Raw genomic sequence first — 14,233 nt, 5'->3', positions numbered from 1 at the left:
TGAGAACTAAAATATTAACCCAGCTCACTGAGTTGGGGGAGTCCAATTATCTCGGATTTTAGCCCACGTGCTAGCGCCCCAAAGCTTAGCGTTATCTTCTCATTGGCATTCCCGCACTTTTCATATAACCTTTTATCATGCCAACAGTATTAAAAATTGGGCCATATCGCTTTTTCTTCTATAGTAACGAAAATGGTGAACCTGCCCACATTCATATTCAACGCGAAAGAATGCTAGCTAAGTTCTGGCTTCGTCCTGTCGCGTTAGCAAGTTCAACTCGCTTTACTCCCAAAGAACTCAGAACTTTGGAAAAGCTTGTTGTCGAAAATAGAGATGCTTTTTTGGAGGCTTGGAATGGCTACTTTAGCAGTTGAACATCACCCACAAGCTCTGTCGGTGTCTTTCGATGAAAGTTCGTTAATTGTCGAATTAATCGACGGTAGAACTATTTCTGTACCCTTATCCTGGTTTCCTAGTCTTTCTCAAGCAAGCACATCTCAATTGCAGGATTGGGAACTATTAGGAGATGGCGAAGGGATACATTGGCCGCAACTGGATGAAGATCTGAGTATAGCAGGTCTACTTGTCGGCAATCGCAGCAGAAGATAACAATCAAATGTTGGGGACACAAACACGCGGGCTCTGCTTCGCAGTATAGCCCACGCGTTTGTGCCTCCAAATTAGGGCGTTATATTCCAAGGAGGGTCCGTGTTGGCGGCTGATACTTATAAAAAGAAACTTGGACAAGAAATTGCTGATTTACTTGGAGATGAGTTTACATTCTATAAATCAAAGTTAATGCTTAAACGCAGACGAGCCTCAGGCTTCGACGTTATAATCTTAGCTGGGTCAAACAAATGGTCTCCTTTAATAGACGTATCTTTCTACTTTGGCAGAAACTTTGATAATGCGAGGAAAGTTGAAAAGGCACTGAATGCCCACCCGATGCCATACCAAATTCAACAGTATTCGCCGAACGTTAATTCTATGCTTGGACTTGATTACTCCGGCGATGGCAATTGGGAAGTTAATATTGAGGAAGCTTCTCAAGACTTCGCTATAAAAATTAAAAGCGCAATAGAAAAAATCGCATTCCCATTCTTTGAAAGGTTTACGACCTTAGAGGCAGCACAAGAGGCGCTTACAAAAGAAGACTCTTGGTGTTTCTCTCCTAAAGGACCTTTTTATCATATGCTATTCAATGTGGATGCAGCATTAGGAGACCTTGAACATTTTAAAAAGTGGTCTAAATGTTTAGATAATTTTTATATTGAACAAGTATTGGAAAAAATCTCTATATTAGAGTCCAGCGGCTTTGAAATATAACAAAACACTAAAGGCGCTCGCGCTGCTCGCTGGGACGCTAACACATGGGCTGCGTCACTTCGTTCCCGATTTTAGCCCATGTGTTATCGCCCCTTAGTGGGGTGTTATGCGCCAAAGCGTACAGGATTTACATCCATACTTTTATGAAGGATTCTTATGATCAGAATTTCCTGACTGCCCGTTTGTTTGTAGAAAATCACATGGCTACCTTGAGGAAATTTTCTGTATCCATCTCTTATTTCGTCGCAGCTTTTACCAATATCAGGATTTTCAGACAACATCCAAAATGAATCGTCGAATTGTTTAAGATATACATTACGCTGTTCTCGGCCCCATTTCCGTTGCGTAAACAATGCGATATCTTTTAGATCTGATTTTGCTAGTACGGTTAATTTAAACGGTTTCACTCTTTTAATTCACCGTCTAGTTCTGATATCAGATGCTCAAGGTCGTATTCAACTTCACCGCTTTCTTCACCTGCTACAAGTAATTGACGCAGAGTGTTTAATTTGGTTTCCTGTGTTTCTAGCAAGCGAAGAGCTGAACGAATCACCTCACTTGCTGAACCATACCGACCAGTTTGAATTTGGCTAGCAATAAAGCCATCAAAATGGTCTCCAAGGGTAATGCTGGTGTTTTTAGCCATCTGATTTCTCCAAGTACCAATATATACCTAATTATGGTACTTGCGCGTTGTAAGTCAATAGCGCATAACAATCACATTAAGCCGCTCGCAGGCTCGCTGGGACAGTAACACATGGGCTCTGTCGCTTCGCTCGGATTTTAGCCCATGTGTTACTGCCCCTTATGTGGGTGTTAGGGCAAAAGGACTATTCCCACAGTGATTATTTTAAAAGAAGAGCCGCCAAACGCGATTGATTTTACTTCAATAAGAAATGCCATTGGCTGGAAAAATCCAGAGTTGTTATTCGTTCAACGCAGCATAGATTCTTCTTTATTTTGGGTTTCATTGTACCTAGATAATGAACTCGTTGGTTGTGGCCGAGTGATTGGTGACAATTCTATGTTCTTTTATATCCAAGACGTCATTGTTCACCCAAAACATCAAAAACTTGGCCTAGGTTCTAAAATAATGCAATCTATTAATAATTACCTAACTTTAAACTGCCCACCGGGGTCAACTATTGGACTTTTTTCAGCATATGGAAAAGAAAAGTTCTATGAAAAATTTGGGTTCCAATCACGAACTGGTGAAACTCTTGGCTTTGGCATGTGCAGGTTTATTTAGCCAAAGCCCTAACAAAGCGCTGTTGCCACTCACTTCGTTCGCTGGGACGCATACACGCGGGGCGGCTTCGCCATTATGCCCCACGTATCTGCGCCCCTTAGCTTAAAGTTATACGCAATTGGTCAGAATAACTTTTTAACATCGCGATAAAAGTTTTCATGAGAGCCAAGAGCTATCAATTCAAGTATTACAGTGCCATCCTCGTAGCTGTAACCAAGTAAAGTTAACTGCTTGACCATCTTGAATTTGTACACACGAAGAAAGGCTAGGTCGCCTTTTTTCTGCTCGCCTAGAAGAGGATCGGCCATTAGCTCCTTAACAGCTTTATCCAAGTCTTTTTTCTGATTCTGATGTAACTTTTTTACTGCTCTCTTAAAATTAGCTGTTTGTAAAACACTGGTAATCTTAGCCAAAATCGTAAGGCTCCAATTTTCCTGCCTCTTTTTCAGCTTTGGAGATAATTGCCTGTTTTACGAATTCGTAAGGCAAATCTGGATTATCTTCCATCATTTCACCTATCTTAGCCCAATGCTCTATCTGTTTTGGCATAGTTCGGTTTAGTGCTTTACCCATAATTGTAGCTTTCTCAACTAGATCTTGGTCTAGTCTTACGCTCGCGGTTGCCATAATATATCTCCTAATGGTTCGTCACCACATTGTAGCAATGCGCTACAGGTGTGGCAAATTGCGTATAACAAACGCATTAACACTCGCTACGCTCGCTAGGGACAAAAACACGTAGGCTCCCTTCGCTTTGCTCAGTATTATAGCCTACGTATTTTTGCCCGTTATGCGGGCGTTATGCGATAAGGATATCGATTTGAATTTTCTGGTTGTCTTAGCTAGTTCTAGATCTAACGGTAATACTGCAAAGCTATCTAAAGAGATAGCAGAAAGCCTTCACGCTCAAATTGTTGACCTTCAAGAGCTATCGATTTCGTATTTTGATTACAAAAGTCGCAATATTTCTGACGACTTCATTCCGCTAGTTGAACGCATGGTATTATCAGACTTTGTTGTATTCGCTACGCCTGTATACTGGTATTCAATGTCGGCACAGTTGAAAACCTTCTTTGATCGGTTTACTGATTTGCTCACTGTAAATAAAAAGCTTGGTCGAAAACTGCGCGGCATGCCAATATCAGTAATTGCTACAGGAACAGATGCGGAATTGCCCTCTAGTTTTACAGGGCAATTTGAACTAATTTCGAACTACCTTGGACTGGTTTATCATGATCCTCTGTATTGTTGCTGCCCGGATGAGTTTAACCCTCAGCAACACCAGCAGGCAATTCAAGATTTTCTTGGCAAAATCGCATAACAAACTGCTGTAGTCGCTCGCGGGCTCGCTGGGACGCAAACACATGGGCTGACTCACTTCGTTCGGATTTTAGCCCACGTGCTAGCGCCCCAAAGCTTAGCGTTGGTATGACTCCCTTTGTCAACCCTGAGCGAGTGCATCCCTGACATTCTTTCAGCCCATAATTAGCTTTGTTTCTCACTCATAATAAATTGAGCTAACGCACCGGATGAGGCAGTAATGTCGTCGGTTGGTATGCTGGTATTCGTAGGTTATTTATTCATTGAATAAGCAGAGCTGACCTTACATGTTCCGCCGTAGCACCTTCTCATCAGTCTAGACTCGTGGATCAATCACCATTAAGTGATTGCCATCATAACGCCCTCGTAGGTTGTGCCACATCCCGCGGCCTGATCCGAATGCGTTAGCTCAAACTCGTTTATCATGCAGGTACACGGCTCAGTCTTAGTTTTGGATTAACCGGCGTAAGTACCACTTCCTTTGCAATAGCCCAGATGTATGCCGCCATTTCTCTAGCTATCGCGGTAATGATTAGATTGTAGTGCTTTCCCTTTTTACTCATGCGCTGATAGCGTTTGCAAAGACGCAGCTGTACTTTCCAAGCGATATCGACGATGTCTTTAGGTAAGCCTTCCTGCCTCAACTGTAATTCAGTAGAGACATTAGCCGGATAACGATAGCTATGCGCCCCCTCAATCAGTAAACGCCTTGCTCGACCATTTCCTGCTTTTGTAATGGCTCCTAAGTGTCGCTTTCCACCTGATGATTGTTCACTGGGAACTAAGCCTAGATAAGACATTAGCTTTCTGGGATGGTCGAAGCGGTGTAAATCACCGAGCTCTGCCACCACACCAACAGCAACGAGCAATCGAACGCCTCGCATCGCCTGAACGGCTTTCACTACTGGGTAATAACGCCATTGGTGTACATGGTGGGTTAACTCATTGTCGAGCCTTTCCAGTCGCCGGATACGTTCCTCAATGGTTTGCAGTTGTTCCTGCAAGACAATTTGCTGGGCTGGATGAGGCAAAATCAGTTCGGTGAGCCAGCGCAGGTGCTTCTTCGACCAGCTGGCAGTGCCTTCATAACGTATGTTGTTGCGAAGTAATAAGGCTTTGAGTTGATACTTTGCTTCTTTTAAATCCTTCATTGCCGCTTCACGAGCACGGGATTAGTCGCGAACGGCTTCATCCTCCGGCTCAGGCACATATATGGGCGTGAGATCTTCAGACTTAAGTGACCTAACGAGTTTAAGCGCATTTCGGCGGTCGGTTTTAATTCGCTCTCCTGGCTTTTTGGGAATAAGAGACGGAGCCACTACATAGCAACAATGCCCAAGACTGGTAATGAGACGATATATCCAGTAGCCACATGGCCCTGCTTCGTAAACAACGTGAAGTGTTGCACCAGGATATTTAGATTCAAACTGGCGGAGCAGCTTTTTGACACTAATCTTTGATGAGGGGATACGTCCATAATGGACCGGTTTCGCTCCACGCTGTTCTTCACAATAAGCAACCTCATGAAACTCTTTATGCGTATCCAACCCGATAAAAATCATGCTATGTTTGTTCATGCTAGCCTCCAAATTGATTTAGTATTGAACAAACTAATAATGGACTCCGGCCGGCGCTCCGGTGGCTGAAAAGTTAACCCACGAAAATGCGGGGGCTAGCACTTTTACAGGGAGTCATTGTGTCTATACACCTAAAAGGATTTAACTAAATGAAGTACCTTGTATTATCTCTTCTTTCACTTGCCCTTGTTGGCTGTGGCACAATCAATACGCCTAATGACGGCCTCGATGCAATCTACAACACCACCTCAGCAGTGATAAAAGGTGAGAATAGTAATAGTAGCTGCTCTACCGGACATATTGATGATAGAAAGAAGTGCAGGAGTCAATCACAAGCAAAAACAAATGCTATTTCAGAGTCAATCGAAAAGCATCGTCGTGATAGCGGCGTATAACAATACGCTGTTGGCACTCCCTTCGGTCGCTGGGACACATACACGAGGCCGCTTCGCGATTATAGCCCCGTGTATGCGCCCCAAAAGCTTAGTGTTAGCTGCCAAAGTGTGAATCAAGCTTATCTAGAAGTTCCAAACCTTTCTTTTTGTCTCCAGTAGCAGCAATCGCCTTAAATCTTACCTCAGTATCAAATTCAGCTATCGCTTGCGTAGACAATTCTTCTATCAATTTATTTAAGCTCAACTTTTTATGCGCTGCCAAAGCCTTCAATCGATTATGCTTATCGTCTGGTAGACGTACAGTTAAAGTGGACATATTAAACTCCTCTCAAATAATCTTCAGGCGCTAACACTTTCAAACCATCAAATTGTAATTCCGCATTTTTCAGGTCTTTTAGGTTATTCGTAATAATGCTCTCGGCATTCCCTGCCACTGCAAGCTCTATAAGAAAGTTATCGCCTTCATCTTTTAAATTTGGCCGCCACAAATAATGTATCTGAACCCATTCGCAAACACTAAAAAATGCTGCTAGCAACTCGCTCACTTCGTCCTCGGTAAGCGGGCACAATTCTTTAATTTTGTCTCGCTTGCTTACTGCTTCGTACTCCAAGAATAAGGTCGTGCTAATCAGCGGCTTTAAATCCCCCAACAAGCATTGCCTTATCACTTCTCGGGCTGGCCCTGTTTTGCCAATCAGGGCGCTAATAAGTACACTGGTGTCAACAACTACTTTATTCATGGTTTACATGCTAGCGTATATGCTATCATTTTTCAATTTGACAATGTCAGCTAACAATCAATCAACACACTCACTGCGTTCGCTGGGACGCATACACGCGGGCGGCTCACTTCGTTCGGATTTTAGCCCACGTGCTAGCACCCCAAAGCTTAGCGTTGGTATGACTCCCTTTGTCAACCCTGAGCGAGTGCATCCCTGACATTCTTTCAGCCCATAATTAGCTTTGTTTCTCACTCATAATAAGCAACCTCATGAAACTCTTTATGCGTATCCAACCCGATAAAAATCATGCTATGTTTGTTCATGCTAGCCTCCAAATTGATTTAGTATTGAACAAACTAATAATGGACTCCGGCCGGCGCTCCGGTGGCTGAAAAGTTAACCCACGAAAATGCGGGGGCTAGCACTTTTACAGGGAGTCATTGTGTCTAGCCGTTTGAAAACTTGCTATGCTCAGAGTGATAGAATAGTATCACTTTGGTGTTTCTTTGGAGCAGCTCAAATGAAAGTAGAACTTGTGACGTCACTAAAACGGCAGGCCACTAAGATCCTTGCCGATCTTCATGATACGAAAGAGCCCGTATTGATAACTGAGCACGGAAAGCCGTCAGCTTACCTTATTGATGTAGAAGATTATGAATTTATGCAAAATCGTTTAGCGATCCTCGAAGGCATTGCTCGTGGCGAGCGAGCTCTAGCGGATGGCAAAGTGATCAGCCATCAAGATGCTAAGGACAGAATGTCAAAATGGTTGAAATAATTTGGACGGAGCCGGCTCTATCCGATCTGAATGATATTGCAGAATACATCGCGCTTGAAAATGTCGTGGCTGCTAAACAACTGGTGCAAACCGTTTTTACAAAAGTTGAACGTTTGGTTGATTTTCCAGACTCTGGACGCGTCCCACCAGAACTGGAACACCTCAATTGTCGTGAAGTCGTTGTAAATCCGTGTCGTGTTTTCTACAAGTATGATGATGAAAAGGTTCGTATTCTTTTTGTTATGCGTGCGGAGCGAGATTTGCGTCGGCTAATGCTAACGAAACAGTAGGTTTGGTAAAACGGCTAACAAGGAGTTAAAAGGAGCTATTGATTCAGTTCGCTCTTTGCCATCGGCATGGGCAAAAATGAAGTAAACTTATCGACGCTTTGTCTTAAGTAGGTACCCATATTTCAGATTTTGCGAGTACAGTTAACTTACATGGCTTCACTTTGTAAGTTCGTTATCTAGTTCTGATATCAGGTGCTCAAGGTCGTATTCAACCTCGCCGCTTTCTTCACCTGCTACAAGTAATTGACGCAAAGTGTTTAATTTGGTCTCCTGTGCTTCTAGCAAGCGAAGAGCTGAATGAATCACTTCGCTCGCTGGCCCCGCAAGACGTATGCTCTGTCCCGTTGCGAGTCTTTAAAATTAGTCCTGCTGTCGCTTTATATCAAAGAGATGGTTTTGTTATAAAATGTGAAGACGACCGTTTTTTAACATGGTTAAAGACTTAAACAATAAAGGCATAGCTCTTTCAAATTCTTAGAAGGCATTTATTTATATGGAAATTGTTATTGATGATCTAAGCTCGGGAGAGGTGCTGGCACTTTTAGAAGAGCACCTGTCAGATATGTACGCCACATCTCCCACAGAAAGCGTCCATGCCCTGGATGTCAATGCACTCAAAGCTCCCGACATTACCTTTTTTAGTGCTTGGAAAGCACGTCAACTTGCAGGCTGCGTTGCCATCAGAAATCTTGATACTGAGCATGCCGAATTGAAGTCTATGCGAACCGCCAAGTCGTTTAGAGGGCAAGGTGTGGCCTCTGAGTTATTACTTTTTGCTCTGGAACATGCGAAAATGAAAGGGTTTAGTAGGGTAAGTTTAGAAACAGGGACCCAGGATTACTTTTTGGCAGCGAGAACACTATACAAAAAGTTTGGATTCATTGACTGCGGGCCCTTCGCTAATTACTCACTCGACCCTAATAGTCATTTTATGACGCTAGCACTTTAATTTAGCATTTTAAGAGAATTCCAGATGTCACTACCTCCTTGCCCGCATTGCCAATCAGAATATGTTTACGAAGATCAGTCACTGCTGATTTGCCCTGAGTGTGGACACGAGTGGAACCCAACCGATGTTGAAGAAGAAGTGTCTGCTAAAGATTTTAATGGAACACCTTTAGTGGCCGGCGATAAAATTACCCTAGCGAAAGATTTGAAAGTAAAAGGAAGCTCACTGGTTTTAAAAATTGGCACGAAAGCAGTTATACGTCATGTGAAAGATGCCAAAGACCACCAGCTAGACTGCAAAGTAGATGGTGCCGGTGAAATGATGCTTACAGCCCAGTTCGTTAAAAAAGCATAACAAAGGGTATCCTTCGCTTCGCTATTTATTTAGCGCAGCATAATAAATCAGTGTAATATCGCGTTGCTCATTCGGGTAGCGCGACAACTGTCTCAATTGGCATATCTGCTAAGCCATCTCGCCATAATTTTTTGTTTAGCTTCGCGCTAATAAGCTAGAAAAGTCGCTCACAAAAGCTTTGATAAGCAAACTAATGGTTCTCGACAACAAGTCTTGCGAATTAGCTGAGCCATTTCCACCAAATAAACACAGTCAGAAATCCAAACAAATAAATTAGCCCAATGTAGCTTAGCCCTCTCACGATAATATTAGGTGCGGCATCTTTGTGAAGTTGAGTTTGTTCAACAAGTTTATGATTAAGCCAAGCGAACATGGGGGTTGTGATAAAGGCTAGCGTCATCGCGAAGCCAAGCATAGCCAGTAGTGCAGCTTTGAAAAAAAGCACAATGATGAAACTGGCCACCGCCATAAATAGTAATACAGGGGTAACGAGAGTATTTCGGGTCAGCTTGTCGCCTTTAAATAACAAGGTTATAGCTTCTGCCACAACCCTTGCGTAACCGTCATAGACCGTTAGCGCAGACCCAAATATACATAAGAAGGCCACGACAGCGATAAGCCAATGGGCCCATTCCCCAATAGTTGATGAGTACATGCTGATAAGCTGATGAGAAAAACCAATGCCACTCGCGCTGAGCTCTGTCCCACTGCCGTATAAAATTAGTGCACCTAGCCCCAAAAATAAAAGCGCGAGAACTACGGTTACAGCATAACCTAAGTTAAAGTCGAACAACGCTGATTTAGGCGTTACCGCTTGGTCAGAGCATTGGCGCTTTAACCAAAGCGATGTGATAGAAGATATTTCAATGGGCGCTGGCATCCACCCCATGGTGAAGACAAGAAAACCAAGGGTGGCAAGGGTCCACGGAGAGGGCGGTGTAACAGTAGGGCCGGCTGGCTCGGAGTAATTGCCCAGCGCTACAATAAACACAGCGACAGTAGCAATAACCAGCACCCCCATAATACCTTTAGCGATATTGTCTAACCCTTCAAAGTGCCCTTTTAATAAAATCAATAGTATCAACGCAAGCACAATGGAAGACGACAGTGTTATGGCAATATCAAAAGGAACAAAATAAGACAGTAGGCTTGCTGCAAACAGCAAAAGTGCTGCCGCGTTTACTACCGAAGCGATTGTATTTAAACAAAGGGCTACGGCTAAATAGCGCCACCCCATTTTTAGATAGCCCTGCTGCAATGTTTGGTTCGTGCTGATGGTGTAACTCACACCCGCCCTGAAAAACGGATATTTGAGCAGATTCACAACTAATATAAGAAGCGCCAGCTGCCAGCCGAACTTTGCACCAGCTTGAGTTGAAGCTACTAGGTGACTGCCGCCCACCGCGGCCGTGGCCATGAGGACACCAGGACCAAGTAGTTTCATTAATGCAGTTAAGCGAGCAAAGATCGATGTTTCAGCTGTGTACAACAAGGCAACCTCTAGGTGGGCGTTACGAAATAGCCATCAACCTTAGCAGTTAAATTTAAAACAGAAAAGCGCGTTCATGCTAACCAGCGGAACATGTAGCGTAGGCTGCTTAACTAGTTGGTTTACAGCCCTTGCCATATTAGCTTAATAGAGAAGGTTCAAGCTTTGTAGGCGCTAACGTCTGTCGTAATTCACCTTCTTCTGCGGATGCTGGTAATAACCTTCTTTAAGTAGGCGTTTAAATCGAGTGAGTTTACCTTCAAGAGTAAGTTCCTCTAGACCTTTGTTGAACAAAGAAAGAACAAGTTGACTATCAGCTGTGCCTTTAGGCACTAATAAATGGGTTGTGATGGTTGAAACGAAGGGCTTAATAGTCATTACATCACGGCGCTCACCGCGACTAAACTCCCGTTGTAGCAAATACCAACCAGTGAGTTCATCGATAGGGAAAATATCTATTTCTCCGTCAATCAGCGCTTGAAAGTTTTCCTTATCAGTTGTTCGCTGAATTACATTCTCGTTATCTTTGATAAACGCCGCTATTTCGTCGTTATATAAGTAGCCCTCTGTCATGCCCATTTTTAAGCCTTTTAGCTCTTCAAGTTCAGACCATGTTTTAGGGCCTTTCTCGGCATTAACGTAAAATACTAGGCTTTCAGCACTAATTGGGTTGCTATGGTAGAACTCGCGCTCTCTTGACCGAACAAAGTTACCGTAAGAAAGCGCATCGTACTCACCCCTTAACGTTGCTTCTAATGCCTCTTCCCACGGCAAAGATACAAATTCAACTTCCACGCCCGTTTCTAAAAAGGCATCGGCAATAATGTGATTGATATATCCGTCTTGCTGCATGTCTGTCGAGGTGTAGGGGGCATATTCACTGGTCGCTATTCGCAGTTTCATCCACGCATGGGCAAAACTTTGCATTGGTATTAGCGCAAGTATCAAAGTCGCTATAAATAGTAATCGCATGTCAAAGTCCTGTTAGGTTTTAGAAGTAAATGCCAAGGTTAATGTTTAGGCGATGAGTGGTTTCTTGTCGGCCGCCTAAATCTAAGCCTACGCCTGGACCACCTGAAAACCACATATTTTTGCCTTGGATACTATCTACATAAACAAACAGTTTATCCCAGCCAAAGCTACAGCCATTTATCCATTGTGATGAATTTTTTCCTTCGCTCCCCTCGCCTTTAGCCACGCTATATTCTGAGTAACAGGTAAGTGACTCTATATGGTCGAAGTTATAAGGAACGGAATAGACAAGGTTAGCTGAATAGGTTTTGCCGTCAGCGGCAGCTAAGAATGGAAAAGTGAAAGATGAAAGCGCAATGCGGTCATCCGCCTGCCCTTCAGGCGCAGCTAAGTCATATTCATAATCAATGTACTGTAGCTCAACCTTTACATCGCCCTGGGTGTGGCGCATGTGAACTGCATAAGCAGACATATCGCCATCATCCAGAGTATCCAAATTTAAAATGTTGCCGTATTGATACGACACACCAATATCTGTAGTGGCACCACGGATAAAGTTGGCAGAGTAATTCGCTCGCAGATTATACTGACCATCTTCTTTATTTCGATATTCACCATCGTCGGCAACATCAAACGAATAGCGCCCAAATTCAGCGGCATCGTTGTATTCGTCGTTCATGAAGTACGCCGCTTGAAAATCCCAATTACCCCAATCGTGATTAATTTTCACACCAGCATCGTAATCATCTTCAAAGCCTAAATAATAATTTACCGAAAACCAAAAGTTATTACTGGCAAAAGGCTGAAGACCAAAAGGCGTTTGCGTTATACCTGCGGTAATCTGTGTCTGTTCATCGAAATGATAGGTAAGGTCGGCAAAGCGTATGGTGTCGAACTCGGTATTTTCATACCAGCGATACTCTGCTTTATAGCTAAATTGATCTGACTCTCCCGACACACCAAGCTTGAATGATTCAAATTCGAACCCATCTCTAAACTCAGGTATTTGCCAATCTTGGTGACCGTAGTTTACCCGAACGTGCCCGCTTAAATTGAAAGGCAGTTCGTCGGCAGTGGCGAGACCAGCTGTGCATGTAGCTATAGAAACTAAAGAAAATGCAGATAGTAGCTTGTTCATTACTGTTCCTGTATTCAATTTTCGGCGAGAAACCCTTTACGACAAGTGACGTTGCAGCAAAAAACTGGGGGATAACGCCGTAGTGATGGATACGCCAAAATAATTCCTTCAGTAGAACAATACTGCGTAAACCTTACAAAAAGATCATTTGCAAATGTTAGATTTATTTTTGCGATATCAAATCTGAATTAGACGCTTTTCATAAGCTAGCGTTGTTTTCATTCGTCTTTATTGCAAGGTGACGATGCGAACTTTAAGTCGATGAGTTACGTGATGCCGATTACAGCAAAATGACGTTTAAACATTAAATTGAAAAGGATTAAGTGTGAGCATAGCCTGTGAGCTATACGACTATATTGAAATTGCATGCATCTATCAGTTGGAAATTAGTGTTGAACTTAAGAATGGTGAGATGAAAAGCGGCAGAGCACTAAGCACGCTTATTAGCAAAAGAAATGGTGAAGCGACTGAGTGCCTGCGTATTAACATCAATGGTCTTGATGAAAATATTCCACTTGTCGAAATCGCTCAACTTCACGCTATTGCTGACAACCCGCATTTCACCACGATAAGGTTTTAGATAGTATTCACTCTCTACTCTCATTTATTCATTAACTGACACGGATTTTATGAACCAACACTTGTCTGCCATTACATTTTTTGTCGACGACTACGACACCGCTATTCACTACTTTACGTCGGTTCTAAACTTCACGTTAACCGAAGACAAAAGTACCGGCGAGAACTCACGTTTTGTCTTAGTAACACCACCTCAGAGCGCAGGGAGTTTGCTATTAGCCCAAGCAAAGAATGACAATGAAAAAGCGCTTGTTGGTAATCAAGCCGCAGACAAGGTATTTTTGATTTTAAATACTGATGATTTTTGGCGGGATTTTGATGAGATGAAAGCCAAAGGCGTGACGTTTTTAGAAACGCCACGCAAAGAAGCATATGGCACTGTGGCTATTTTTAAAGATAAGTTTGGCAACAAGTGGGATTTGATCCAAACCGCGTAACCTTTCTTTATATAGTTACATCTTAAGAACTTTGGTAATCGTACTTGGGGCACATTACATTGCCTTATTTTCACAGAAAAGTTTTATTGAAATGAAGACGTATAGGAGAGGACAAACGTGCAGGCCATGAAACGTTCGATTATCGCTGACGTCGTTGCAATAGCAGCTATTGCCTTGTTGATCACTACAACGTTCTATTGGATTGAAGCACGGCGAGAAGTCATTATTCTTTGCGATAATTTCACGCCTGGCGTGTCGAAGAAAAATGTTGAGCGTCAACTCGACACCGCAAACTTGCTGCTATGGGATACAGAGTTCGTTGCTAATGGCAGTAAAATCGAGGCTTACAGCCCACTTCATTTAGGCATTATGCAATGCAGCGTAGAGTTCAACAAACAAGATATCGTTGTATTCTCCATTGTTGAATAACGACAGTGCGACAAAGCGAACGGCATTTTCAGCTTTAAACTGAACCACCTTGGTGCAACGTTTACATTGGCGCAACACCCCGTTCACCGTCGCGTTAAAAGTCGTAAAGACATACTTACCTCATGGGTTTTATCTCGCCATGCTAACTTTTCATCTCGCTATCACCTGTGTAGATGTAATACCAATTGACTTAAAAGTTTGATCTAATGGCGCTATTCATATTTGAGTG

Annotated in this window: 23 protein-coding genes and 1 pseudogene; 13 read left to right on the top strand and 11 right to left on the bottom strand. The window is 43.0% G+C overall.

Annotated features, from left to right (window positions below; all coding sequences use genetic code 11):
• Positions 1-137 precede the first annotated feature (137 nt).
• The 3 genes from JC525_RS19390 to JC525_RS19380 all read left to right on the top strand — a co-directional run bounded on the left by JC525_RS19390 (position 138) and on the right by JC525_RS19380 (position 1,326).
• On the top strand, positions 138-374 hold the full coding sequence (locus tag JC525_RS19390) for a DUF4160 domain-containing protein (RefSeq protein ID WP_071951665.1): 237 nt from the start codon (positions 138-140) through the stop codon (positions 372-374).
• Complete coding sequence (locus tag JC525_RS19385) at positions 355-609, top strand: DUF2442 domain-containing protein (protein ID WP_198817764.1); 255 nt, start codon at positions 355-357, stop codon at positions 607-609. Before JC525_RS19390 ends, JC525_RS19385 begins: the two co-directional genes overlap by 20 nt.
• Positions 610-708: 99 nt before the next feature.
• Complete coding sequence (locus JC525_RS19380) at positions 709-1,326, top strand: hypothetical protein (protein WP_198817762.1); 618 nt, start codon at positions 709-711, stop codon at positions 1,324-1,326.
• 104 nt (positions 1,327-1,430) lie between these two features.
• On the opposite strand, the gene JC525_RS19375 is transcribed toward JC525_RS19380, so the two are convergent.
• Together JC525_RS19375 and JC525_RS19370 are read right to left on the bottom strand one after the other, a co-directional pair.
• Positions 1,431-1,733, bottom strand: a complete 303-nt coding sequence (locus JC525_RS19375) for a type II toxin-antitoxin system RelE/ParE family toxin (protein ID WP_069943669.1) — start codon at positions 1,731-1,733, stop codon at positions 1,431-1,433.
• Positions 1,730-1,972: a type II toxin-antitoxin system ParD family antitoxin gene (locus tag JC525_RS19370; protein WP_198817760.1), complete on the bottom strand. Its 243-nt coding sequence runs from the start codon at positions 1,970-1,972 to the stop codon at positions 1,730-1,732. The genes JC525_RS19375 and JC525_RS19370 overlap by 4 nt, the downstream gene beginning before the upstream one ends.
• A 195-nt stretch (positions 1,973-2,167) precedes the next feature.
• Here JC525_RS19370 and JC525_RS19365 point away from each other — a divergent pair, with 195 nt between their 5' ends.
• A complete protein-coding gene (locus tag JC525_RS19365) occupies positions 2,168-2,575 on the top strand; it encodes a GNAT family N-acetyltransferase (protein WP_201285098.1) in 408 nt (135 codons plus the stop codon).
• Positions 2,576-2,697: 122 nt separating this feature from the next.
• On the opposite strand, the gene JC525_RS19360 is transcribed toward JC525_RS19365, so the two are convergent.
• Both JC525_RS19360 and JC525_RS19355 read right to left on the bottom strand, forming a co-directional pair.
• Positions 2,698-2,988 carry a type II toxin-antitoxin system RelE/ParE family toxin gene (locus tag JC525_RS19360; protein WP_018983976.1) on the bottom strand — a complete coding sequence of 97 codons (291 nt, stop codon included), beginning with the start codon at positions 2,986-2,988 and terminating at the stop codon, positions 2,698-2,700.
• On the bottom strand, positions 2,981-3,202 hold the full coding sequence (locus JC525_RS19355) for a TA system antitoxin ParD family protein (RefSeq protein WP_012518669.1): 222 nt from the start codon (positions 3,200-3,202) through the stop codon (positions 2,981-2,983). The genes JC525_RS19360 and JC525_RS19355 overlap by 8 nt, the downstream gene beginning before the upstream one ends.
• Positions 3,203-3,395: 193 nt before the next feature.
• Here JC525_RS19355 and JC525_RS19350 point away from each other — a divergent pair, with 193 nt between their 5' ends.
• Positions 3,396-3,896: a flavodoxin family protein gene (locus JC525_RS19350; RefSeq protein ID WP_198817758.1), complete on the top strand. Its 501-nt coding sequence runs from the start codon at positions 3,396-3,398 to the stop codon at positions 3,894-3,896.
• Positions 3,897-4,317: 421 nt separating this feature from the next.
• Here JC525_RS19350 and JC525_RS19345 read toward each other — a convergent pair.
• Positions 4,318-5,472: pseudogene (locus JC525_RS19345) on the bottom strand (IS110 family transposase).
• Between the two features lie 149 nt (positions 5,473-5,621).
• Between JC525_RS19345 and JC525_RS19340 the strand changes: the two are divergent.
• On the top strand, positions 5,622-5,867 hold the full coding sequence (locus tag JC525_RS19340) for a hypothetical protein (protein WP_198817756.1): 246 nt from the start codon (positions 5,622-5,624) through the stop codon (positions 5,865-5,867).
• A 94-nt stretch (positions 5,868-5,961) separates the two neighbouring features.
• On the opposite strand, the gene JC525_RS19335 is transcribed toward JC525_RS19340, so the two are convergent.
• Entirely contained in the window at positions 5,962-6,183 is a 222-nt protein-coding gene (locus tag JC525_RS19335) for a toxin-antitoxin system HicB family antitoxin (protein WP_012517112.1), read from the bottom strand.
• Between the two features lies 1 nt (position 6,184).
• Entirely contained in the window at positions 6,185-6,607 is a 423-nt protein-coding gene (locus tag JC525_RS19330; protein ID WP_198817754.1) for a putative toxin-antitoxin system toxin component, PIN family, read from the bottom strand.
• Positions 6,608-7,109: 502 nt separating this feature from the next.
• Between JC525_RS19330 and JC525_RS19325 the strand changes: the two genes are divergently transcribed.
• Positions 7,110-7,367 carry a type II toxin-antitoxin system Phd/YefM family antitoxin gene (locus tag JC525_RS19325; RefSeq protein ID WP_198817752.1) on the top strand — a complete coding sequence of 86 codons (258 nt, stop codon included), beginning with the start codon at positions 7,110-7,112 and terminating at the stop codon, positions 7,365-7,367.
• Entirely contained in the window at positions 7,355-7,657 is a 303-nt protein-coding gene (locus tag JC525_RS19320; RefSeq protein ID WP_198817750.1) for a type II toxin-antitoxin system RelE/ParE family toxin, read from the top strand. The genes JC525_RS19325 and JC525_RS19320 overlap by 13 nt, the downstream gene beginning before the upstream one ends.
• Before the next feature lie 156 nt (positions 7,658-7,813).
• On the opposite strand, the gene JC525_RS19315 is transcribed toward JC525_RS19320, so the two are convergent.
• Positions 7,814-7,990, bottom strand: a complete 177-nt coding sequence (locus JC525_RS19315; protein WP_442859572.1) for a type II toxin-antitoxin system ParD family antitoxin — start codon at positions 7,988-7,990, stop codon at positions 7,814-7,816.
• 160 nt (positions 7,991-8,150) lie between these two features.
• Here JC525_RS19315 and JC525_RS19310 point away from each other — a divergent pair, with 160 nt between their 5' ends.
• Together JC525_RS19310 and JC525_RS19305 are read left to right on the top strand one after the other, a co-directional pair.
• Positions 8,151-8,606, top strand: a complete 456-nt coding sequence (locus JC525_RS19310; RefSeq protein ID WP_198817748.1) for a GNAT family N-acetyltransferase — start codon at positions 8,151-8,153, stop codon at positions 8,604-8,606.
• Between the two features lie 24 nt (positions 8,607-8,630).
• On the top strand, positions 8,631-8,960 hold the full coding sequence (locus tag JC525_RS19305) for a zinc ribbon domain-containing protein YjdM (RefSeq protein WP_198817745.1): 330 nt from the start codon (positions 8,631-8,633) through the stop codon (positions 8,958-8,960).
• A gap of 220 nt (positions 8,961-9,180) precedes the next feature.
• On the opposite strand, the gene JC525_RS19300 is transcribed toward JC525_RS19305, so the two are convergent.
• The 3 genes from JC525_RS19300 to JC525_RS19290 all read right to left on the bottom strand — a co-directional run bounded on the left by JC525_RS19300 (position 9,181) and on the right by JC525_RS19290 (position 12,559).
• Complete coding sequence (locus JC525_RS19300; RefSeq protein WP_198817744.1) at positions 9,181-10,452, bottom strand: NRAMP family divalent metal transporter; 1,272 nt, start codon at positions 10,450-10,452, stop codon at positions 9,181-9,183.
• A 171-nt stretch (positions 10,453-10,623) separates the two neighbouring features.
• Positions 10,624-11,421 carry a substrate-binding periplasmic protein gene (locus JC525_RS19295; RefSeq protein ID WP_198817742.1) on the bottom strand — a complete coding sequence of 266 codons (798 nt, stop codon included), beginning with the start codon at positions 11,419-11,421 and terminating at the stop codon, positions 10,624-10,626.
• Positions 11,422-11,440: 19 nt separating this feature from the next.
• A complete protein-coding gene (locus tag JC525_RS19290; RefSeq protein WP_198817740.1) occupies positions 11,441-12,559 on the bottom strand; it encodes a porin in 1,119 nt (372 codons plus the stop codon).
• 325 nt (positions 12,560-12,884) lie between these two features.
• Between JC525_RS19290 and JC525_RS19285 the strand changes: the two genes are divergently transcribed.
• The 3 genes from JC525_RS19285 to JC525_RS19275 all read left to right on the top strand — a co-directional run bounded on the left by JC525_RS19285 (position 12,885) and on the right by JC525_RS19275 (position 14,004).
• A complete protein-coding gene (locus JC525_RS19285; protein WP_105930456.1) occupies positions 12,885-13,139 on the top strand; it encodes a Rho-binding antiterminator in 255 nt (84 codons plus the stop codon).
• 49 nt (positions 13,140-13,188) lie between these two features.
• Positions 13,189-13,575 (top strand): VOC family protein, encoded by a 387-nt coding sequence (locus JC525_RS19280; RefSeq protein WP_120963390.1) that lies wholly within the window; start codon positions 13,189-13,191, stop codon positions 13,573-13,575.
• A gap of 117 nt (positions 13,576-13,692) precedes the next feature.
• A complete protein-coding gene (locus tag JC525_RS19275; RefSeq protein WP_198817738.1) occupies positions 13,693-14,004 on the top strand; it encodes a hypothetical protein in 312 nt (103 codons plus the stop codon).
• Positions 14,005-14,233: the final 229 nt, after the last annotated feature.

This window comes from Alteromonas sp. IB21, assembly GCF_016405965.1.
Classification (GTDB): Bacteria; Pseudomonadota; Gammaproteobacteria; order Enterobacterales; family Alteromonadaceae; genus Alteromonas.
The sequence above is the reverse complement of the archived record's forward strand: the minus strand, read 5'-3'. Positions and strand labels throughout refer to the sequence as shown.